18 protein-coding genes and 1 tRNA gene are annotated in these 21,239 nt (G+C 57.8%); 8 read left to right on the top strand and 11 right to left on the bottom strand.

Translation table 11 applies throughout. The annotated features are described in order from the left end of the window. Positions 1-202: 202 nt before the first annotated feature. Positions 203-1,435, bottom strand: coding sequence for an HlyD family secretion protein (locus ACR3EQ_RS18460; RefSeq protein ID WP_170614855.1), 1,233 nt, complete (start codon positions 1,433-1,435; stop codon positions 203-205). A 3-nt stretch (positions 1,436-1,438) separates the two neighbouring features. After that, the gene (locus tag ACR3EQ_RS18455; protein ID WP_480442174.1) at positions 1,439-1,840 is read right to left on the bottom strand and encodes a hypothetical protein; all 402 of its coding nucleotides are present in this window, start codon (positions 1,838-1,840) and stop codon (positions 1,439-1,441) included. Between the two features lie 129 nt (positions 1,841-1,969). On the opposite strand from ACR3EQ_RS18455, the gene ACR3EQ_RS18450 reads away from it, so the two are divergent. From ACR3EQ_RS18450 to ACR3EQ_RS18440, 3 genes are all read left to right on the top strand, one after another. Next, positions 1,970-3,043: an FAD-dependent oxidoreductase gene (locus ACR3EQ_RS18450; RefSeq protein ID WP_170614856.1), complete on the top strand. Its 1,074-nt coding sequence runs from the start codon at positions 1,970-1,972 to the stop codon at positions 3,041-3,043. Further along, positions 3,040-3,693 (top strand): DUF938 domain-containing protein, encoded by a 654-nt coding sequence (locus ACR3EQ_RS18445; protein WP_170614857.1) that lies wholly within the window; start codon positions 3,040-3,042, stop codon positions 3,691-3,693. Before ACR3EQ_RS18450 ends, ACR3EQ_RS18445 begins: the two co-directional genes overlap by 4 nt. A 65-nt stretch (positions 3,694-3,758) precedes the next feature. Next, entirely contained in the window at positions 3,759-4,097 is a 339-nt protein-coding gene (locus ACR3EQ_RS18440) for a carboxymuconolactone decarboxylase family protein (RefSeq protein ID WP_170614858.1), read from the top strand. A 68-nt stretch (positions 4,098-4,165) separates the two neighbouring features. Here the strand turns inward: ACR3EQ_RS18440 and ACR3EQ_RS18435 are convergent, their stop codons facing one another. From ACR3EQ_RS18435 to ACR3EQ_RS18420, 4 genes are all read right to left on the bottom strand, one after another. Further along, on the bottom strand, positions 4,166-6,673 hold the full coding sequence (locus ACR3EQ_RS18435; protein ID WP_170614859.1) for a GcvT family protein: 2,508 nt from the start codon (positions 6,671-6,673) through the stop codon (positions 4,166-4,168). 180 nt (positions 6,674-6,853) lie between these two features. Then, positions 6,854-8,251, bottom strand: coding sequence for an FAD-linked oxidase C-terminal domain-containing protein (locus ACR3EQ_RS18430; RefSeq protein WP_170817164.1), 1,398 nt, complete (start codon positions 8,249-8,251; stop codon positions 6,854-6,856). 23 nt (positions 8,252-8,274) lie between these two features. Continuing rightward, positions 8,275-10,068, bottom strand: a complete 1,794-nt coding sequence (gene ggt / locus ACR3EQ_RS18425; RefSeq protein ID WP_170614861.1) for a gamma-glutamyltransferase — start codon at positions 10,066-10,068, stop codon at positions 8,275-8,277. A 70-nt stretch (positions 10,069-10,138) separates the two neighbouring features. After that, positions 10,139-11,125 (bottom strand): 2-hydroxyacid dehydrogenase, encoded by a 987-nt coding sequence (locus ACR3EQ_RS18420; protein WP_170614862.1) that lies wholly within the window; start codon positions 11,123-11,125, stop codon positions 10,139-10,141. 138 nt (positions 11,126-11,263) lie between these two features. On the opposite strand from ACR3EQ_RS18420, the gene ACR3EQ_RS18415 reads away from it, so the two are divergent. Then, positions 11,264-11,785 (top strand): SH3 domain-containing protein, encoded by a 522-nt coding sequence (locus ACR3EQ_RS18415; RefSeq protein WP_170614863.1) that lies wholly within the window; start codon positions 11,264-11,266, stop codon positions 11,783-11,785. Between the two features lie 15 nt (positions 11,786-11,800). Here the strand turns inward: ACR3EQ_RS18415 and ACR3EQ_RS18410 are convergent, their stop codons facing one another. Continuing rightward, positions 11,801-12,307 carry a ferritin gene (locus ACR3EQ_RS18410; protein ID WP_170614864.1) on the bottom strand — a complete coding sequence of 169 codons (507 nt, stop codon included), beginning with the start codon at positions 12,305-12,307 and terminating at the stop codon, positions 11,801-11,803. 252 nt (positions 12,308-12,559) lie between these two features. Between ACR3EQ_RS18410 and ACR3EQ_RS18405 the strand changes: the two genes are divergently transcribed. From ACR3EQ_RS18405 to ACR3EQ_RS18395, 3 genes are all read left to right on the top strand, one after another. Continuing rightward, on the top strand, positions 12,560-13,549 hold the full coding sequence (locus ACR3EQ_RS18405) for an NADPH:quinone reductase (protein WP_170614865.1): 990 nt from the start codon (positions 12,560-12,562) through the stop codon (positions 13,547-13,549). Between the two features lie 89 nt (positions 13,550-13,638). After that, positions 13,639-13,713: transfer RNA gene (locus tag ACR3EQ_RS18400), tRNA-Gln, on the top strand. 239 nt (positions 13,714-13,952) lie between these two features. Further along, positions 13,953-15,389 carry a hypothetical protein gene (locus ACR3EQ_RS18395; RefSeq protein ID WP_480491497.1) on the top strand — a complete coding sequence of 479 codons (1,437 nt, stop codon included), beginning with the start codon at positions 13,953-13,955 and terminating at the stop codon, positions 15,387-15,389. Between the two features lie 77 nt (positions 15,390-15,466). Here ACR3EQ_RS18395 and ACR3EQ_RS18390 read toward each other — a convergent pair whose 3' ends face one another. Beyond that, a complete protein-coding gene (locus ACR3EQ_RS18390) occupies positions 15,467-16,516 on the bottom strand; it encodes a GFA family protein (protein WP_480491495.1) in 1,050 nt (349 codons plus the stop codon). A gap of 134 nt (positions 16,517-16,650) precedes the next feature. After that, on the bottom strand, positions 16,651-16,773 hold the full coding sequence (locus tag ACR3EQ_RS18385; RefSeq protein ID WP_480491493.1) for a hypothetical protein: 123 nt from the start codon (positions 16,771-16,773) through the stop codon (positions 16,651-16,653). A 666-nt stretch (positions 16,774-17,439) separates the two neighbouring features. Here ACR3EQ_RS18385 and ACR3EQ_RS18380 point away from each other — a divergent pair. Continuing rightward, complete coding sequence (locus ACR3EQ_RS18380) at positions 17,440-19,545, top strand: alkyl/aryl-sulfatase (protein ID WP_321254675.1); 2,106 nt, start codon at positions 17,440-17,442, stop codon at positions 19,543-19,545. A 183-nt stretch (positions 19,546-19,728) separates the two neighbouring features. Here the strand turns inward: ACR3EQ_RS18380 and ACR3EQ_RS18375 are convergent, their stop codons facing one another. Together ACR3EQ_RS18375 and ACR3EQ_RS18370 are read right to left on the bottom strand one after the other, a co-directional pair. Beyond that, on the bottom strand, positions 19,729-19,905 hold the full coding sequence (locus tag ACR3EQ_RS18375) for a hypothetical protein (RefSeq protein ID WP_480491491.1): 177 nt from the start codon (positions 19,903-19,905) through the stop codon (positions 19,729-19,731). After that, positions 19,902-21,206, bottom strand: a complete 1,305-nt coding sequence (locus ACR3EQ_RS18370) for a DUF6538 domain-containing protein (protein ID WP_480491490.1) — start codon at positions 21,204-21,206, stop codon at positions 19,902-19,904. The genes ACR3EQ_RS18375 and ACR3EQ_RS18370 overlap by 4 nt, the downstream gene beginning before the upstream one ends. Positions 21,207-21,239 lie beyond the last annotated feature (33 nt).

Genomic DNA, 21,239 nt, shown 5'->3' with positions numbered 1-21,239 from the left:
GGCCCTCGGGCCAACCCTTTTTTGTTTCCGTGGCAGCTACGGCACGGCAGATCGCCAGAATACAGCAGGACCTGATTTCAGTTGGCGACTGTTCCCCATCGCCCCAAGCAAAGCCCTATCCATACTGGCTGTCGTTCGCCAGCGTGCTTGCGAACCGCTGCCGCAAGACCGGCCGTTGCGTGTTAACCGGCAAGCAGATTGATCAATGCCCGCTCAGAACCAGCGTGTTGACCGGCATCAAGATCAGGCGCAGGCGCAGGCCAGCCGCGTGGACGACACCGATCGTGTCGACGACATGCAGAAACGCAGCCTCCCAGAAACCCAGGTCTTCATGCTCCAGCCGCTCGTGGTTGTCCGTGTACACATTTGCCAGACAATTGCTGCCCGCCGGAATGTCGTCCGCCATGCCTTTGTACAGCGGTTCGAGATAGACAAGGATCGACCCGGGCACCGTATTGGTCTGCACATCGCGCAATTCGTCCGAGGGGCGGATCTGACCCGAGGGGATCACGTCCTGCACCTCGACCACAACCATCGGGATCACCGTAAACGGTTTGGTCATGCAGCCAAGTTCTCCGATCATGCCGGGCTTGATGACCTGTGCGGACAGCTGATTGAAGGCCGCCTGGAACCGGTCATGACCGGACGAGGACGGAACCAGAATACCAGCCGGGCGCAGCAGCGGGCTGACATAGTCGCCGACCTGCAATCCGAACTGTTCGACACGGCCCGTGACCCCCGCATTGATGACGGTTTTGTCCAGCTCGGTCAGTGCCGCGTCCAATTGTGCATTGGCGCTGGCCAGTTGCGCGGGAATCAACTCTTCGATCTGTTGCACGACCGCAGCGCGCCGGGATTGGGCTGCTGTCACTTGGGCTTCACGCTCGGCCACCAGGTTTTCCAGGCGGTCGATTTCGGCCAGACGCACAGCGCTTGATCCTTCGTCGCGCAAGGTCGTGTTGCGCTCAAGATCCTCCAGAGCCTGATCAAGTGCGGCCTTTGCGCCGGCAATCCCGGCTTCCGCCTCGGCCAGATCGGTTTGTGCGACTTTCAGCGAGGCCTGAACCTGCGCGATTTCAGCATGCGCCGCCTCGACCTGCGCGGTCTGGGTCAGATCCTCGATCCGGAAGATCGGTTGCCCGGCCGTGACCTGTTCGTTGTTACGAACGTAAACCTCGGACACACGCCCGCCCAGTTGCGGCAGGATGGTGACAGTGCGGAAATAGGACGCCGCCGTGCTGCTGGCGGGATGAAAATAAAACAGGGTGGTGATCACGGTCAGCGCCAGAATGGCACAGGTGGTCAGACCCCAGCGCAGTTCGTACCACATGGTGAACAGTGTGATCTCATGTCCGATCCGCTTGCCCTGAACATAGCGTCGAAACAGATAATCCGGCAGTACCGTGACCAGCGCACACATCAATGTCTCAAGCATGAATTAGTGCTCCTGCTGCGGTTCTTGTGCCGGTTGTGGCGCGGGTGGTTCCGGCGCGCGCTGCGGCGCCAGGGACCGGATGGCATCGGCAATTCCACGCAGGGGTGCAGCAAAATCCGGGAACTGAAACCCGGCCACAAGGATCGCCGCGACCCAGAACAGACCGTTATGAGTGAACAACGCCAGCAGCGCCAGAATACCCACCAGCTGAAATTGCGGATGGTTGGACTGGTGTGCAATTTTCTCGGGGATCGAATGCAGGGTGAAATATGCAACCCCAAGCAAAACAATCACGACAACAGTAAAAACCAGCATGAAAGTGAAAAGAAAATCGCTTCCGTCTGCCTGTGTCACGTAGGACGGAATATGTCCCGTGGCCATCGGGTGTAAATCTGCGGCGTTCACCCTGCCCTCCCTTTATCTGATTGCCCACTGTTTGAATGGGTTGAAGCGCAAATTCAAGCCTGCTTGAATGACCTGACCCCGCTTCACGGGTTGTGTTCCATAAACATCGATTCAGACGGGTAAAACGAGTTGATTGATTTTCTGATCATTGGCGGCGGCATCGCCGGTCTGAGCGCGGGCGCACGCCTGTCGCAATTTGGCTCTGTCACCGTGCTGGAAGCAGAAGACGCGCTGGGGTATCACGCTTCGGGTCGGTCGGCTGCCCTGTTCGAAGAAAGCTATGGGCCACCGTCGGTGGTCGCGTTGAACAGGGCCGGTGCGCAGTTTCTGCAATCCGATAACGGCGGTTATCTGACACCTCGGGGGATCATGCTGGTTGCGGCACCACATCAGGCCGAAGAATTCAGGAAAGATGCCGAAAACCTGAGCGTGGCGCCGATTTCCACGGAAGACGCCTTGGCCCGTGTCCCGATCCTGGACCCGGACACGCTGGCATTCGCGGCAGTTGGTCATGCCGCGTTTGACATCGACACGGACCGGTTGTTGCAGGATTTTGCCCGAACCATACGAAAGAACGGCGGCCAAATTCTGACCAGGCGCAAGGTCAATGCAATCAGCAAGCCCCGGCACTGGGAAATAAAGGCAGATCAGGTTTATCAGGCCCGGATGCTGGTCAATGCCGCTGGCGCATGGGCTGATGAAATCGCGGAACTGGCCGGGATCGCACCGCTCGGCATCACGCCGTATCGCAGATCGATGGCCCGCATTCCTGCGCCGGGCGGATATGACGTGCGCGGCTGGCCCATGATGCTGGGTGCCGGCGACAGCTGGTATGCCAAGCCGGACGCGGGAAACCTTATCGTGTCCCCGAGCGAGGCTGATCCCGTCGCCCCCCACGATGCCTATGCCGATGACATGGTTCTGGCTGAAGGGTTGGCCCGGTATGAAGCGATGGTCACGGAACCCGTCAACCGGGTTTTGGCGAACTGGGCGGGATTGCGCAGCTTTGCCCCGGACGGAACTCTGGTTCTGGGGCCTGATCCCGGCGACCCTTCATTCGTCTGGTCCGTCGGTCAGGGCGGTTACGGGTTTCAAACCGCACCCGCTGCATCACAGCTTGTCGCGGATCTGACAACAGGCGCCGCCCCCGAACTGGATCAGGAAACAGTCGCCGCTTTGAGCCCGGCGAGGTTTAACGCATGACCCGCCGCAAGTTGCCCTCGAACGCGAGCGTTGCGACGCCGGAGGCCGGCGGCAAATTGGTTGCTCCGGCCGCGAGCCGGAACAGCGGTGTTCTTTGCGACCTGTTGCTGCAATGGGCACCGCGTTCAGGTTCCGCGCTTGAGATTGCCAGCGGCACAGGCCAGCATGTCAGTGCCATTGCGACCGTCCTGCCCGAAGTCAATTGGCAACCGACCGAAATTGATCCTGTTCGCCGCGCCAGCATCGACGCCTATACAACGGCCCTGGCCAACGTATCGAAGGCCGCGCATCTGGATGCCACAACCGAGGGCTGGCACAAGCAGTTTGCAGAGTTCGACCTTGTGGTCCTGATCAACCTGCTTCACCTTATCAGTTGGGACGAAACAATGACGCTTCTGACGGAAGTCGCCCGGGCGCTGTGCGTAAATGGGCGTTTTGTCCTTTATGGCCCATTCAAGCGTTCCGGTACCCTGACCAGCGACGGTGACCAACGCTTTCATGACGCCCTTTTCCAGCAAGACCCTGAAATCGGGTACAAAAACGATGATGACATCGCCGAATTCATGGAAGGGCAAGGATTGAGTGTTGTCGAAAGAGTGGAGTTGCCTGCAAATAATCTTGCCTTCATAGCGGATAAACGCGGCAACTGATCAAGATCAAAGTCTGATGGTGACCTTCGATATATTCCGTTTTTTGTATATAACGGAGAACGTCAATGACCTGGACGACAAAACTGTCTGAAACCCGAAGCGGTTTGCGGAACCTGAATGGGGCGATTCCCGACACGGCGCGCGCCTTCGGCGCATTGGGAAAATCCGTCAAAGAAGGCGGTGCGTTGGACTACAAGATCAAGGAATTCATCGCCCTTGGGATGTCGATCGCCGTGCGCTGTGAACCCTGCATCTCATTGCACACAGAAGCTCTTGTGAAAGCCGGGGCTTCACGCGACGAAGTCTCGGACGTGCTTTCAATGGCCATCCAGATGGGCGGCGGACCATCCATGATGTACGCGGCCAAGGCATTGGAATGTTTCGACGAACTTTCCAATAAGTAACAATTCGTTACACTACAAGCCAAGCGCAAAAGGCGGCGCAATTCAAGTGCACCGCCCATGGTCCTAACTTAACCGTCCTTACGGATGGTTTCGTTTTTCGGATCGTAGGGGCTGTCGCAGGTCACGACCGCATCCCACAGCTTGTCCTGCATCTTGACCTGCAGCTTGGTGCCTTCGACCGCCAGCTCGGGCTTCACATAGCCCATGCCGATGGATTTCTCAAAGGCCACCGAATATCCACCCGAGGTCAGACGACCCACGCGCTCACCTTCCGGCGTGTACAGCGCCTCGCGGCCCCACGGGTCGGCATCGTCCGGGCCGTCGATCAGCAGGGTGCAGCATTTCACGCGCACGCCGGTCTCTTCCAGCTTGGCCTTGCCGTAGAAGTCCTTGGACAGGTCGACAAAACGCGGCAGATCGGCTTCCAGCGGGGTTGCATCGCGGCCCAGTTCGGTGCCGAAGGCGCGATAGGATTTCTCCTGACGCAGCCAGTTCTGAGCGCGTGCACCGACCAGCTTCATACCGTGCTTCTCACCAGCTTTTTCCAGCAGGTCGAACAGGTAGTTCTGCATCTCGATCGGGTGGTGCAGTTCCCAGCCCAGCTCACCGGTATAGGCCACACGGATCGCGTTGACCGGGCACATACCCAATTCGATCTGACGGGCCGACAACCACGGGAAGCGCTTGTTGGACAGTGCGGTTTCCGGATCGGCGTCTTTGATGATCTCTTTCAGAACGTCACGCGACTTGGGTCCGGCGATGGCGAAGACGCCCCACTGGGTGGTCACGTCCTGAATCTCGATGTAACCGAACTCCTCCATCTTGTCCTCGGCCGCCTTGCGTAGATAGTCGGCGTCATACTCGGTCCAGGCACCGGCAGAGACGATGTAGTAGTTGTTCTCGCCGTTGCGGACGATGGTGTATTCGGTGCGGGTGGTGCCGTGCGAGGTCAGCGCGTAGGTCAGGTTGATGCGTCCGACCTTGGGCAGCTTGTTGCAGGTGAACCAGTCCAGGAACTGGGTCGCACCGGGGCCTTTGACGACATGCTTGGTGAAGGCCGACGCGTCGATCAGGCCAACGCCTTCGCGGATCGCCTTGGCTTCTTCGACGGCATGTTGCCACCAGCCACCACGGCGGAACGAGCGGTTTTCCTTGTCGAAGTTGTCAGGTGCATCGACGGGGCCGAAATAGTTCGGGCGTTCCCACCCGTTGACCCATCCGAACTGTGCGCCACGTGCTTTCTGCCGATCATAGGCCGGAACGGTACGCAGCGGACGGCAGGCTTCACGCTCTTCATCCGGGTGGTGCAGGATGTAGACGTGCTCATAACACTCTTCGTTCTTGCGCGCCGCGAACTCGGTGGTCATCCAGTTCGACGAATAGCGTTTCGGGTCCAGCGAGGCCATGTCGATCTCAGCTTCGCCATCGACCATCATCTGAGCCAGATAATAGCCGGTGCCGCCCGCGGCGGTGATCCCGAACGAGAAACCTTCGGCCAGCCACATGTTGCGCAGGCCTGGTGCCGGACCAACCAGCGGGTTGCCGTCGGGGGTATAGCAGATCGGGCCGTTGAAGTCGTCCTTCAAGCCGGACTCGGCACAGGACGGCACACGCTCGGCCATTGCCATATACTGATCCGCGATCCGGTCCAGATCCAGCGGGAACAGGTCGGCACGGAAGCTGTCCGGCACGCCATGTTCAAAGCGCGCGGGTGCGCCGTGCTCATAGATACCCAGAATCCAGCCGCCACGCTCTTCACGCGCGTAGGACTCGTTGTCGGCGTCACGCACAACGGGGTGTTCCGGGTTGCCTGCTTCGCGCCATTTGACCAGCTCGGGGTCTTTGTCCATGACGATGAAGGTGTGCTCAACCGGGATGGCAGGCATCTTGATGCCCAGCATCTTGGCAGTGCGCTGTGCGTGGTTGCCCGATGCGGTCACGACATGCTCGGCTGTGATCACGACCTTCTCGTCGCTTTCGACAAGGTTGCCACCCTTTTCCACCATTTTGGTGCAGGTGACTTCCCAATGGGTGCCGTTCCAGTGGAACGCGTCGGCCTGCATCTTGCGCACGATATCGACGCCACGCTGACGGGCCCCCTTGGCCATCGCCTGCGTTACGTCCGCAGGGTTAATATAGCCGTCTTCGGTGTGATAGATCGCGCCCTTCAGGTCCGAGGTCTCGATCAGCGGCCAGCGTTCCTTGATCTGCTCCGGTGTCAGCCACTCGTAGGCGACGTCGCAGGTTTCGGCTGTGGACGCATAGAGCATGTATTCATCCATACGCTCTTGCGTCTGCGCCATGCGCAGGTTGCCGACCACGGCAAAACCAGCGTTCAGGCCGGTTTCCTCCTCGAGCGTCTTGTAGAAATCGACCGAGTATTTGTGGATGTGAGTTGTCGCATAGGACATGTTGAACAGCGGCAGCAGACCGGCGGCGTGCCATGTCGATCCGGACGTCAATTCGTCCCGCTCGATCAGCATCACATCGTCCCAGCCCGCCTTGGCCAGATGATACGCAATCGAGGTGCCGACGGCGCCGCCGCCAACGACCAGTGCTTTGACTTGGGTTTTCATGTGCCCGCTCTCCGGAATGAATCTGTTTGGCATGGTTTATGACGAATGGCGCATCTGACCGCAAAGTCCATCCGACGCAAAAACGGACAAAACCGACCTTAGTGCACGAACAACAGAAGTTCGGTCAGCTGAAGATCGCTGAATTTGAGTATTTGGGAAAAGATGAAGCGGCAGGGCCGCTCACAATATCTTGCCCGGGTTCATGATATTGTCCGGATCCAAAGCAGATTTGATTGCGGCCATGTAATCCAACGCGGCCCCAAGCTCTCGATGAAGGTAGGGTCGCTTGCCTTGCCCGATGCCATGTTCACCCGTGCAAGTTCCGTCCATAGAGATGGCCAGATCATTCAGCCAGCCGACGAATTGTTCAGCATTGGACACCTCGGCTGTATTGTCCATGTCGATCAACAACAGAGTGTGGAAGTTGCCGTCCCCGACATGCCCTACCATCGGCGCGACCAGGCCCAGCTCGGCCGCTTTGGCCTGCGTGGCAGTCACACATTCGGAGAGACGCGAGATCGGGACGCAGACATCGGTCGAAATACCACTTGTGCCGGGTCGCAACTGCAGACACGCCCAGTACATGTCGTGGCGGGCCTGCCAAAGCCTGTTACGTTCTTCCGTGGTCGAGGTTGCGGCGAAATCGGTACCGCCAAACTCATCCGCGATGTGTCCGAAGGTTTCGGCCTGTTCGATGGCACCGGATTCGGACCCGTGAAACTCGAGCAGCAAGAGCGGTGTTTCAGGGAGAGCCAGGCCGGAATAGGCATTGGCCGCCTTGACCGACAACTCGTCCAGCAATTCGATCCGGGCCACGGGGATGCCGTATTGGATCGTCATCATGACGGCCTGACAGGCCGCATCTACGGAGGGAAAAGAACACCGGGCTGAACTGATCGCCTCGGGGATGCCCTGAAGGCGCAGCGTCAGTTCGGTGATAATGCCCAAGGTGCCCTCGGCCCCGATCAGCAGTCGGGTCAGGTCATATCCGGCCGAGGATTTTTTGGCCCTGTGACCAGTGCGAATGATCCGCCCATCCGGCATCACGGCCTCGAGGCTGAGTATATTGTCCTTCATCGTGCCGTAGCGGACGGCATTTGTGCCTGACGCGCGGGTCGCAGCCATCCCGCCCAGCGAGGCATTCGCCCCCGGGTCGATGGGAAAAAACAGGCCCTGATCCCGCAGATACGAATTCAGATCCTCACGCGTGACACCGGGTTGCACAAGACAGTCCAGATCACCGGCATTGACGGCCAGTATCTTGTTCATCTGGCTCAGATCAACACAAACCCCACCTGCGGGCGCGTTCACGTGCCCTTCCAGCGAAGTGCCGGTTCCAAATGCAATCACCGGCACTTTGTGAAGGGCACAGGTGCTGACGATATCCGAGACTTCTGCGGTTGAGTGTGGAAAGACCACCGCGTCCGGCGGCTGGTTTTCTATCCAGGTCGTTGTATGCCCATGCTGCTCGCGGATGGCATCACCCGTTTGCAGCCGGTCCCCGAATGTCTGTTTCAGGATACCGATTGCGGTTGCAATCCCGTCCTCATTCCGGGGCAAAGCGTTTGCCTGCACCATGGTCTTTCCTTTCTGTCGCCCGGTTATTCACCCAGCGCTATACCTTCACGACGCGGGTCTGCGCCACCGCTCAGAACCTCTCCGATTTCGATGGCATGCAGGCCCGAGGTCAGATCCCGGGCATTCACTTCGAAACCCAGCTCGGTCAGGGCATCCAGGAAACCTTCTGCACCGGTGCCCAACTCGACATCATATGTCCCAAAGCGGTTGACCAGATGCGGCAGGGAAACGGCCTGCTGCACATCCATACCCCAATCGGCCCAGGCGATGATCGATTTGGCGACATACCCGATGATGCGGCTGCCGCCGGGTGAACCTATGGCCAGCACCGGAGCACCGTCCTGCATGACGATGGTCGGGCTCATCGACGAGCGGGGGCGTTTGCCGGGTTCAAGCCGGTTGGCAATCGGGACGCCGTCCTTGTGCGTTCGGAACGAGAAATCCGTCAGTTCATTGTTCAGCAGGAAGCCGCTTGTCATCAGCCGCGAGCCAAAGCCGTTTTCGATTGTCGTCGTCATCGACAGCACATTCCCATACCGGTCAACGATCGAGATATGCGACGTCGACGGCAGCTCCAGAGAAACATCATCCGCCAGGTTCAGGGCGTGGTCGAACTCGGGCTTGCCGGGTGTTGCCTCGGTCAGGGCACCTTCCTGGTTCAGCAGCGAACCGCGCTGGGAAAGATAGTCCGGGTCCACCAGACCGGCGGTCGGCACCGGGACGAAATCGCTGTCAGCCATGTAGCGACCGCGATCGGCAAATGCCAGTCTTGAGGCGTCACCGATCAATCGCCACGCTTCGGGATTTTCCGGCCCGAGGCCAGCCAGATCGTAGCCGTCCAGCATTCCCAGAATTTGCCCGACCGTCAGGGCACCTGATGATGGCGGGCCCATGCCGCAGACCTCATAGGCCCGGTAGGCCGCGCAAACCGGCGCGCGCTCTACCACCTGATAGAGCGCGAGGTCGATCCCGGACAACACACCCGGATTGCCCGGCGCCGAGCGAACTGTGTTCACGATGCCCGCAGCAATATCGCCACCGTAGAACCCGGCTGAGCCTTCACCTGCCAAGGTGCGAAGCGTTTCGGCATATTCCGGGTTTGTCAGCCGCTGCCCCTGTTCCAAAGGTGCCCCACCGGGCAGGAAATATTCGGCCGTAGCAGGAAAACGCGCCAGACGCTCGGCGTCGTTCGCGACCAAAGCCGCCAGTCGAGGCGACACCAGAAATCCGTCATCGGCCAGCGCGATGCCGTCCTTGAACAACGAGGGCCATGAGCTGCGCCCCCAGCGCCGATGCGCTTCTTCGAGCAAGGCAGGCGTACCGGGCGTTCCCACAGAAAGGCCGCCGACAACGGCATCGAAGAACTTCAGCGGCTCTCCGTTTTCGTCCTGAAACAGCGTGGGTCTTGCCGCGAGCGGTGCAGTTTCACGCCCGTCCAGAGTGGTCAGCTGACCGCTGGCCGCATCGTACCAGACCAGAAACGCGCCACCGCCCAGACCTGACGATTGCGGCTCGACCAATCCCAGAACAACCTGAACGGCAACCATCGCGTCCGCCGCCGTGCCCCCGTCGCGCAGCACCCGCGCGCCCGCCTCGACCGCAAGCGGGTTGGCGGCGGCCACCATCCAGTCTTGCGCTTCAACCGGGGCCCCGGCCATCTTCGCTTCAAGCGCTGCGATCACCTCAGCGGTCAGCGCCTGCGCCTCACCTTCGGTCGCCGCCTCGGGCGACACCGCGTCCGCAGTTTCCTGAGCGAATACCGAAGTGGTCGAGACAGCCACAGACAGAAGCAGTCCTGAAATCAATCCCCGTTTCATAGTGTCCTCTCAATCTAATAATGATGAAATACACGATCGCCCCGGCATTTCCGACCGGGGCGTCATTTTGTCAAAGCATTGATGGCACCACCTGATCCGGTGGGCGATGCCCGTCCTCGAAGGTTTTGATATTGATGATAACCTTCTCGCCCATCTCAATCCGCCCCTCCAGCGTGGCGGACCCCATGTGCGGCAACAGGACAACGTTGGGCAGTTGCCTCAGGCGCGGGTTGACGTCGGTACCGTGTTCGTAGACATCCAACCCTGCCCCCGCGATTTCGCCTGACCGGATCATGCGGGTCAGCGCATTTTCATCGACCACCTCACCGCGCGAGGTGTTCACAAGGACAGCCGACGGTTTCATCAGTTTCAGACGACGTGCGTTCATCAGATGAAAGCTTGACGGGGTCGACGGGCAGTTGACCGAGATGACATCCATCCGCGATACCATCTGGTCCAGGCTCTCCCAATAGGTCGCTTCAAGTTCTTCTTCGATCTCGGGGCGCAGCCTGCGGCGGTTGTGGTAATGCACCTGCATTCCGAACGCGGCGGCACGGCGCGCGACAGCCTGACCGATCCGGCCCATGCCGAGGATGCCAAGCCGGCGACCGCCGATCCGCCCTCCAAGGAATGCCGTGGGCGCCCATCCCGTCCAATCGCCCTTTTGCATGATCGCCAGCCCCTCGGGGATACGGCGTGTGACGGCCAATATCAGCGCCATTGTCATATCCGCGGTATCATCGGTCAGAACACCGGGTGTGTTCGAGACCAGTATCCCACGCTGCCGCGCGGTCGCGACATCGATATTGTCGACGCCGGCGCCATAATTCGCGATCAGCCGCAGGTTTTCACCCGCCTGCCCCAGCAGTCCGCCGTCAATGGTATCCGTGACCGTCGGGACAAGGACATCCGCCTCTTTCACGGCCGCGACAAGCTCGTCGCGGGTCATGGGTGTATCATCGTCCCGCAGGCGCACATCAAACAGCTCGCTCAATCGGGTTTCCACTGCCTCTGGCAACCGTCGCGTAACGACAACACTCAGACGTTCTCTTGGCACTTTCGCCCTCCCACTGCTTTGCAAACGTGCGCGCGCCATGTCATCGTGGCGCAGGATAAGGCGGGGCACAAGAACCCCACGGCCATTGAGTCGACCTTTTTTCGAAACCCGTTGAACAGGTATAAGAGCAGGCATTCGGTGAGTGGTTTTCTATCGGTAAAACGCCCGGTTCTGGCGATCCTGTCTGTATTTCTGATCGTGTTCGGCACATTGGCGGCCAGCGCGCAGGACAAACGCGGCCCCGTCACCAACCTACCGTTGCCACGTTATGTGTCGATGAAAGCCGCTGAAGGGAATGTGCGCCGCGGGCCATCGCTGACCCATCGAATCGATTGGGTGTTCAAACGGCGCGGGATGCCGTTGCAGATCACTGCCGAATACGGAAACTGGCGCAAGGTTCAGGATCGCGACGGCGCCGGAGGTTGGGTCCACTACGCCCTGTTGTCAGGCGTACGGACCGTTCTGATCGAAAGCGACATGCTGCCGGTCTATTCCAGTCCCGACCCTGCCTCACAGGTCAGCGCTCATTTCGAAGCGGGCGTCGTGGCCCGCCTTGGAACCTGCACGGTTGACTGGTGCCGCGTCTCAGCCGGTGGCTATCGCGGCTGGACGCTGAAAGGTAACCTGTGGGGCGTTGATCCTGCAGAAATCCGGGAATAGCCCTTTCGCCGGCGTCTATTCCGGGTCGCCAACGCCGCGAGCGCCAAGCTCCTGATCCAGCATCAAAAGGTGCCAGCGATCACCGTTGGCGGCCTTTGCCTTGTCCAGCACCTGACCTATCAGATCCTCTTCCTCGATCTGCTCGTCCAGAAACCAGTTCAACATGTTCTGGGTGCTGAACTCCCTGACTTCCTGCGCCAGTTCGAACAACGCATTGATCTGACCTGTAACGGTCTTCTCCTGCGCCAGCGCCGCTTCCAGCACATCAACCGGCGACCCGAAATCCGCCTGGGGTTTGGCAATCCCGTCAATCTCTATCCGCCCCCCGCGCTTGGCCAGAAACTCGAAGATACGCATAGCGTGTGCGTTTTCCTCTGCCGACTGGCTTTTGAACCACTGTGCAAAGCCCGGCAGATCCTGGGATTCGAAATAAGCGGCCATCGCAAGATAGGAATACGAGGCGTGAAGCTCATTGTTGATCTGACGGTTCAGGGCGTCTGAAACTTTGGAATTCAATTGCATTTCTGAGCCTCCTTGGCACGTGTCTTGCGGATGTCCGAAAGCTAATCCCTGAAATCCCCATTTTCAATGCGATTTCCATTTTTTATTAGTTATTTCATTATCTTAATTGACACTTTTCGCAACTGGAATTCAATTGCAGCTGGCCTACGGCAAAACAAGGAATCCGCCGTACCTGTCGCTCCCAATCCTTTACTGGGGCTGGCAATTCACGCCGTCCCGGCTACTGTTGCGGCGAGACAAGAAGGGATGACCATGAAAGCCGTCACTTATCGCGCCTTTGGTTCCGCAGGCGACGTTCTGAAAGTACAGGATGTGCCCTCAACCCCTCCGGGGGTCGGAGAAGTCACAGTTGATCTGGCGTTTTCAGGTGCCAATCCTTCGGATGTCAAAGCCCGCGCCGGAAGCAGACCCGGCGTGACCAAGCCGCCATTCCCAGTGATCATCCCGCACAGCGACGGGTCGGGGGTTGTCGCGGCGGTTGGCGAGGGAGTCCCAACCTCAAGGATCGGTCAACGCGTCTGGCTCTGGAACGGCCAGTGGCAGCGGCCGTTTGGCACAGCCGCCACTGAGATCACGCTGCCGGCCGAGCAAGCCGTGCCACTGCCCGATTCCGTGTCTTTCGAAACCGGATCCGTACTGGGCATTCCGGGCCTGACAGCATGCCACGCCGTATTCTCTGGCGGTGACATCGCGGGGCAAAGCCTGCTGATTCACGGCGGCGCTGGCACGGTCGGCTATCTGGCTGTTCAACTGGCAAAGTGGGGCGGCGCCCATGTCATCGCCACGTCCGGTCCGGGCAGTTTCGAAAGGGTTTTGCAGGCCGGAGCAGATGCGGTTCTGGACTACAATGCCCCGGACCTCGCGGATCAAATTCTGCAAGCCAACAACGGGCGCCCGATCGCCCGAATCGTCGATGTCGAATTTGGCCGGAACGTCGAGACGAACACGGCAGTCATCGCTGAAAACGGACGGATCAACACTTTTGGGTCCGCCAAGGAAATGCTTCCCGTTCTGCCCTTCTACCCCCTGATGTTCAAAGCGGTTACGCTGGAGACCATCCTGGTTTATCTATTACCCATGGCCTCCCGTTCTGCAGCAATCGAAAAACTCCACACCGCACTTGAGGCAGGTGCCTTGTATTGCCCAATCCAGCAGGTTTTTTCTATCGACGAGTGCCCGGCGGCGCACGAATTGGTCGCGACCGGACATCGCGCCGGGGCGGTCTTGATTGAAACAAAATAAAGGCTTGAAAAAATTTCTGGGGCAACCGAGATTTTTGCAGGAAAGCCCTTGAACACCGCCACCAACAATCGTAGATAGCCGCTCACCGTTGGGGTGTAGCCAAGTGGTAAGGCAGCGGTTTTTGGTACCGTGTATCGTAGGTTCGAATCCTACCACCCCAGCCAGTTCATCGGAACATGGAACGAGACTAGGCACTTGGGGCTAAACCCTCCGAGAAATGCCCCCGTTTATGCCCCAGTGGTTTCGGGTGTTCTGACACCCTCTGACCTCTCCTCTTTCCTGACCTCTAGCAGGGGTTCTATGGGGGTGGGGAATAGGTATAAGTAATGAATAGAAACCGGAGGATAGAGAGACCCGAGTATCCTCCTTCCTGATCCATAATACACAGAGGGAGGAGGAGGTTATGGGGGAGATAGAGAACCCATGGCACTCGCGGCCCATCGACGTTCACCGCTGGTCAGACCATCCAGAGGTGGCAGAGTTGGTCGACCGCATCTGGGACGGCTACCTGCCGAGTGATAAGACCTCCGGACCGAAGCCGAAGACTGCATTCAGACATCAACTGCGGGTGCTGGTTCTAGACCTTTATGTTGCTTGGCTGGAAGACCCGGAATTGTCTATCGGCGTCTCCATGTCCTCGAACTACTGGGACACGTCTTCTCGCTATAACGCGATCCATATATCCAAGAAGATCATCCCGATCATTCACACCCTGATTGAGGCAGGACTATTGGATGTTGCCAAGGGCAGCTACTCGGGTCCTCTGGCCCGGGGGAACAGAACGACGAGGATACGAGCCTCCGAGGTCCTGCAGGGATGGTTCGCCGAAGTGGCATTCCGACGAGATGACGTTGGTCGGGTCGAAGGTGAAGAAATCATCATCCTCAGAGGCGACAAAGCAGAGGCACTGGTCGAGTACGAGGATACCGACGAGATCATCAGAATGCGGGCTGAGCTTGAGCGCTACAACCAAGTAATCGCTGATGCTTTCATTGATATCCCTGTTTTGGATGAACCAAGGGTCGATGATGTCACCACCGATCATCATCATAAGTTCACCCGCAGGATATTCAGCCGCTCTGACTTCAACCTGAATGGGCGCTTTCATGGCGGCTGGTGGCAGCAGATCAACAGTGACTGGAGGTCGAAGATCTTCATCAATGACACGCCGGTCGTCGAAGTGGACTTCCGCAGCCTCCATGTCTCGTTGCTCAGCATTCGAGCAGGAAAAGAACTTGATGGCGATCCCTATGAATTGCCCGACATACTGGGTGCATGGCTGCCTTCAGTGCTACAGCGTCAATTTATCAAGCGGCTTGTACTGACAGCGATCAACGCCGGTTCCAGGGATGCCGCCTTCCGGGCGTTTCGTGATGGCTTTCCAACCGGCCACGCAGGCAAGACACTGACGAACGAGCAACTGGAGACCCTGCTGACGGGCTTTCTGGAAAAGACCCCTCACATCAGGGACTTTCTGTTCGCGGATCAAGGTATCCGGCTGATGCACCTCGATAGTCAGATAGCAGAACGAGTCCATCGGCACTTCTGCGATCTGGCCGTACCAGTCCTGTCAGTGCATGACAGTTACATCATCGACTATACCCGTGTTGGAGAATTGAAGCGGGTGATGGCCGAGGCTTCAGAAGAAGTGGCCGGTGCCCCGTTACCGACGTCGAACCAATTCTATGGGCTGGACGAGCAGGCCGACCCCAATGCGGACCATGTGAAAGACTACGTGATTTGGCGGCAGACGGCCCGGTCAGAGGGGTATCTTCAACGATTGGCGGAACAAGAGAGGCGAACAGGGCGAGAGGTTGTTCCGTTCGAGATCCAATATTGAGGTGGCAGAACCAAGTGGATCGTAACAGTCGATAGATGAAAGATTGAGGTGCAAACTTTCGCGAGTTTCCTTGGCCGTTAAAAAACATCTGGCGGCTCAGCCAAAGGCCCCCAAGTTTCGGGATCGGGCAAACCGACACTCGACCATGCTTTTTGCAACACTCGGGAGTCTGCGGACCGTGTGCGAGGCAGATCATCCAAAATGTCGAACCAAGGCAATTTGCTTTCCATACCAGAGTGGACTGATGGAGCAAAATTTTCTGGATGATCGAGACTTGAAGTATGCAGGACCAAATACGCCGTTTCTTTAGGCTGAATGAGCTTGTAAGTCAGACTTGCCCCGCACTTAGGGCAAAAGCCACGCATCGCTATTGGCGTGGTTGCGAAATAAAGTGGCTCTTCGGTGAGAAAACGAACAGAAGAAGCAGGAAACGCTGTCCATGCGTTGACTGCCGAACCGGAGAATTTTCTGCAACAGCTGCAATGGCAATATCCAGTGCTTATGGCCGGAGCGTTTACTTCATAGCGGACAGATCCACAAATACAGCCGCCGGTCACTAGGGTCTTGGTCAATTCGTCTTCATCAAAATCCAGAAAACCTCCTGCTTCCCCAGATTTTGACTGGGTCATGTAGACATGAATTGGAGTATCCGTACTTTTTAATTTTTTGTGACCACAATCCACCAGTGGGAGCTCTACCTTGCCGACTATTTGTGCCATTACTTCGCCTGAGACAGCAATTCCACCTGGTTCTGCAATTGCTTCCAGCCGCGCGGCTGTATTTACGCCTTCTCCCAGAATATCTTCCCCGTGCACAACAACATCACCAAGAGAGACGCCGACACGTAAGATGAGTGAGTCGTCATTGTTCGACCGGCGTGCTTCCAGCGCACATGCTCTTTGAACGCCGATTGCACAATTGACCGCTTCAAAGACACTGGAGAACTCAGCCAAAAACCCATCGCCTGTAGACTTGAACACACGGCCTCGGTTTGCTTCGACCTGCATGTCAATGACCTCACGTTCTAGACGCACCAATTTAGCCAATGCCCCGCTCTCATCGCGTGATACCAACCCCGCAAACCCGACAACATCCGTGGCCAGAATGGCCGCCAACTTGCGTTCCATCTTTGTTTCCTCAAGCAAAAAGTCTCAATTTGCTGACTGCTTACTCTATCATAAAACGCGATTTCAGCGAGCACGGTTCGCTAGGTGTCAATATCCTAACATGAGGGACCACCTATTGTGCAAACCAGGAAACTCTAAGTCCACACGAATTGGCGCGTATCCCAGATGCGGTCGACCAGGGCGGCGACCTCTAGGTGATCCGACCAGCGGTGAACGTCGATTGGCCGCGAGTGCCATGGGTCCTCTATCTGCCCCATAACCTCCTCCTCCCTCTGTGTATTATGGATCAGGAAGGAGGATACTCGGGTCTCTCTATCCTCCGGTTTCTATTCATTACTTATACCTATTCCCCACCCCCATAGAACCCCTGCTAGAGGTCAGGAAAGAGGAGAGGTCAGAGGGTGTCAGAACACCCGAAACCACTGGGGCATAAACGGGGGCATTTCTCGGAGGGTTTAGCCCCCGGAGCCTGCTGTTGTTCCATGTCTGAATGACTTGGCTGGGGTGGTAGGAATCCTTGCCAACCGATGAAACCTAAGAGCTTTTCAGACCGGTGGCCGAAACTGGGGCGGTTTCGGGGGCGGAACGAGGACGAAGGACGAGTGAGCACGGAGCATTCTCGACCGCTGGAGAGGCAGTTTACTAGTGCCGACAGATGCGCTGGCGAGACCACCAGATCGACCTTCCACTGGCGCTGAGACGACCGCTGACGAGTCGTTCCGGGGGCTGACGGGGGTCGCTGGCGCTGGCGGGTCATGGGGGCTGCGGTGGGGCGGTCGCCCGAGCCTAGTGCTTCGAATGGCTGGCCTGAGAACTCCGAGAAGACATCTCAAGAAATGAATTTGTTTATCATGCATCAAAGCTCCTCGCCTGCTATCATCGCAAACATTGTCGTAGTTTTAAGATTTGGGAGGAGGGAACTTATGACCACGAGACGCGATGTATTGAAGGCAATCCCTACTGTCGGAACAGCATTTGCCGTTTCGTCCACCGCTCTGTTAGACGAAGCAGCTGCACAGAGCACGGCTTCCGCACCGCCACTTGAAGGGCATTTCCATCCGAAAGGGAAGGCACCGTCCAAATATACACTGGAAATTCTGGACGAAGCGAGGCGTACCCTTCCATTCTCTGATGTGCAGGACTTCGAAGAACAGCAGCGCGGCCTCATTGCTGAGATGCAGGACAAGCAGATCATGGCTGATGCCGGTCACGTCGCGTGGGACAAGAAGCGATTTGATTTTCTGAACAGCGATACTGACTTTGACAGTATTCACCCATCCCTGCAGCGCATTTCCCGATTGAACCAGAACTATGGTCTCTACGAGGTTATTCCCGGCATTTACCAAGTGCGTGGGTTTGACCTATCCGATGTCACTTTCGTGCGAGGCAAGACTGGGTGGATTGTTATTGATCCTCTTATCTCTGCGGAACCTGCTCGCGCTGCTCTGGAGTTGTTCCAGCAGCATGTGGGCGAGGGATTACCCGTAACAGCGGTGATATATTCGCATTCCCACGGCGACCATTGGGGGGGGGTGCGCGGTGTCGTTGATGAGGCCGATGTCCGCGCAGGTAAGGTTGAAATTATCGCACCCCGCGACTTCATGGAACATACAATTTCCGAGAATGTTTATGCTGGCAACGCCATGAATCGCCGCCTGTTTTACCAGTATGGGCTACTCCTGCCTGCAAGCCCTCATGGTTATGTCGGACAGGGTCTTGGGCAGGGTGTGTCAGCCGGTGCTGTCGGACTGATTGCGCCGACCCGAATAGTTGAAGAGGACATCGAAGAGTTCGAGGTGGACGGTGTCAGGATGATTTTCCAGAACACACCGGGGACAGAGGCACCTTCGAATATGAACACCTACTTGCCCGACATGAAGGCTCTGTGGATGGCGGAAAACGTAACGGCGACGTTACACAATATTTACACGCTGCGCGGTGCACCTGTACGTGATCCGTTGCGTTGGTCGAAGTATATCAGCCGCGCGCTTCATCTCTATGGTGAAGAAGCAGACGTGATGTTCTATTCGCACCACTGGCCGCGTTGGGGCAACGACCGAGTCCAAGCGATACTGCGCGATCAGCGAGACCTTTATGCACACATGAACAATCAAGTGCTGCATTTTGTTAATAAAGGCGTGACGATCAACCAGATTCACAACGTCTACAGCCTGCCGCAAAGCCTTCAAGACAAGTGGCACTGTCGGGGTTATCATGGTTCACCTCAACACAATAGCCGAGGTGTAGTGCAGCGATACATCGGCTTCTGGGACTGCAACCCGGCAACGTTGATCCCGCACTCGCCAGAGGACTCAGCGCCTCTCTATGTAGAGATGATGGGCGGCTCAGACGCAATCATGGCTCGAGGAGTCGAGTTGCACGACACCGGTGAATACCTTCTGGCTAGCGAGATTCTGAACAAGCTGGTGCAAGCGGAACCGCACAACATGTCGGCCCGGAATCTGCTGGCAGATGTGTACGAACAACTCGGCTATCAGCAAGAAAATCCGGGACTTCGTAATTCCTTCCTGTCCGGAGCATTTGAGTTGCGTTCGGGTATCCCGGGGGGCGACATTCCAGACTCTTCGAGTCCGGACGTTATTCGGGCTATGTCGACGGAACTGTTCCTGAACTTCCTTGCCATCAAGATGGACAGCCGCAAAGTCGAAGGGCACGAGTTCACTATGAATTTGGTGACTCCCGACAATGGTGAGAAGTTCCTCGTGGAGTTGCGCAACGCGACCTTAACAAATGTCGAAGGGTTCACTGCAGATGCGCCCGACCTGACTTTGACAATCAACCGTGCCGACTTGGAGTTGACAATGGCCGGTGAGAAAACACTGGATGCGCAACTTGCGGATGGATCAGCGCAAATAGAGGGCGACCCAACCGTGCTCGGTATCCTCGCTCAGGCAATGGTCGATTTCGATCCGTTCTTTGAAGTCTTGCCCGGGACGCGAGAACCTTATCACGTGGAGCCGCATTCGGACGCGTTCGAGGCAGTCACTGGGCTACCTGCAATTGAATAAACCGCAAAGTCGAAGCGGATCTTTGGTGTGGGCAGGTAAATTGCCCGCGCCATGAAGCTAGGCCAGCAGTTCCGACCACAGAACGGTCATTCAGCCAGCCTTAAACCAACATCGACTTCGGCAAAAAAAGAAAATAAAGCAGAGATCCCCCGGCAACCCGCTAAGGGCCGCCGAGGGCTCTGTCTATGAAGGTGGTCTTCGGTTGACGACATAGTCAGCCAGCCATTGCCAGTAGGCTTCAGCGTCTCGGAACCCCTGAGCACGAGCCGCCAGATCTTCTGCCGCTCTACGGGTGCACCCGCCATCGAATTCAGCAATAGCAGCCCGTTCCTCGAACGCGTCGATGTCTGGGAAGCTCATGCCGGAAGCCGTATCTGGTCAACGATCGACCGACGTTGCTCGTCGCTAATACCAGCCGAGTAGATGCCGTAGGTAATCCCGTTCTCCGACCGTGCCGACTTGTGCCCGACCAGAGAGGCTGTGAAGTGCTCAGGCACACCGGTTCGCTCGCACTGGGTGATGAACCACTTGCGGGTCGAGTGAAACACCAATCCCGGCCGCTCCAGACACAGTTGCCGTCGCAGTCGCGCGAACCCCTTGGTCACCTGCGCCACGGTCAGGTCAGGAAACAGAGGACCAGATGATGGTAGCTGCCGGAACATCTCATCCAGCACGGGGTGCACCGGAACCAGTCGTTCAGCGGCGTCAGTCTTCAGCAGTCGCAGTTGGTTAGGTTGGATATGAACGAAGCACCCGAGATTGCCCTTGGCCACGAGGTCTTCCCGGAGTAACCCGACCGCTTCCCCCGCGCGCAGTCCTGTCAACAGGCAGGTCAGCAGAACGGAATGCAGGTCCCGGTCCTTGGCTCTCAGCAGCCGCACGACTTCCTCGTCGGTCGGGACTGCATAGGGTTGAGGACGGACCTTCCGATCGAACGGCACCGTCCGGAACGGGTTGACCTCCAGATGCCCCTCATAGACCACCCAGTCGAGGAAGTGATTGACCTGCGACCAGATCCGCCGTTGGGTTCTGGCCGTTATCGTCACCGACCCTCGAGACGAATACGCGACCAGTTGGTCCAGGGTCAGCCCTCGGGTCCTCTCTGACTTACCGATCATCGGAGACAGTTGGGCTATCGCTGACAGAAACTCTCGCCCCTCCGCCCGCGTCAGGCTGCAAACCGATCGGTCGCCGTACCGGCTCGTGAACAACCCGACGGAGTATCGGACCGATTTGAACCCGCTGGGTCGCAGTTCATCACAACGCCGGGAGAGATAGGCGCGGCTCAGGTCCCGGATCACTACCTTTACCGGTGCGGCTGGTCGGGTGAAGGCAGGACCGTCCAGAACTGTCCCGGAGCCCTCCAGAGTGGCCCGGAGACGCACGAGAGATGACTCTGGCTGGTCGAGCCAATCAGGACCGTCAGCGGTGCTCTCTGTGGCAGACAGGGCGTCCTCTGCCTGGCCACGGACTTGCTCCACCAGTGTCTCGAAGCGCGCATTGACTTCAGCGGCACGGACGCGGGCGGTGTTGCGATCCCCGGTCTTCAGGCTCTGCTTCAGTGCCTGAGCGCCCAGCGCGAGAGCCACGTCAACAGGATAGTTGCGTCTGAACAACCACGTATGGCCCTTCAGATAGGCATAGCGAATGTGAGCAGACATGAGTCTCCTCCTTTCAGTGTTGATTGTTAGGGA

Source organism: Ruegeria sp. AN11 (assembly GCF_056536005.1).
Note: the sequence above shows the minus strand (reverse complement) of the source record. Positions and strands in the feature narration are given on the sequence as shown.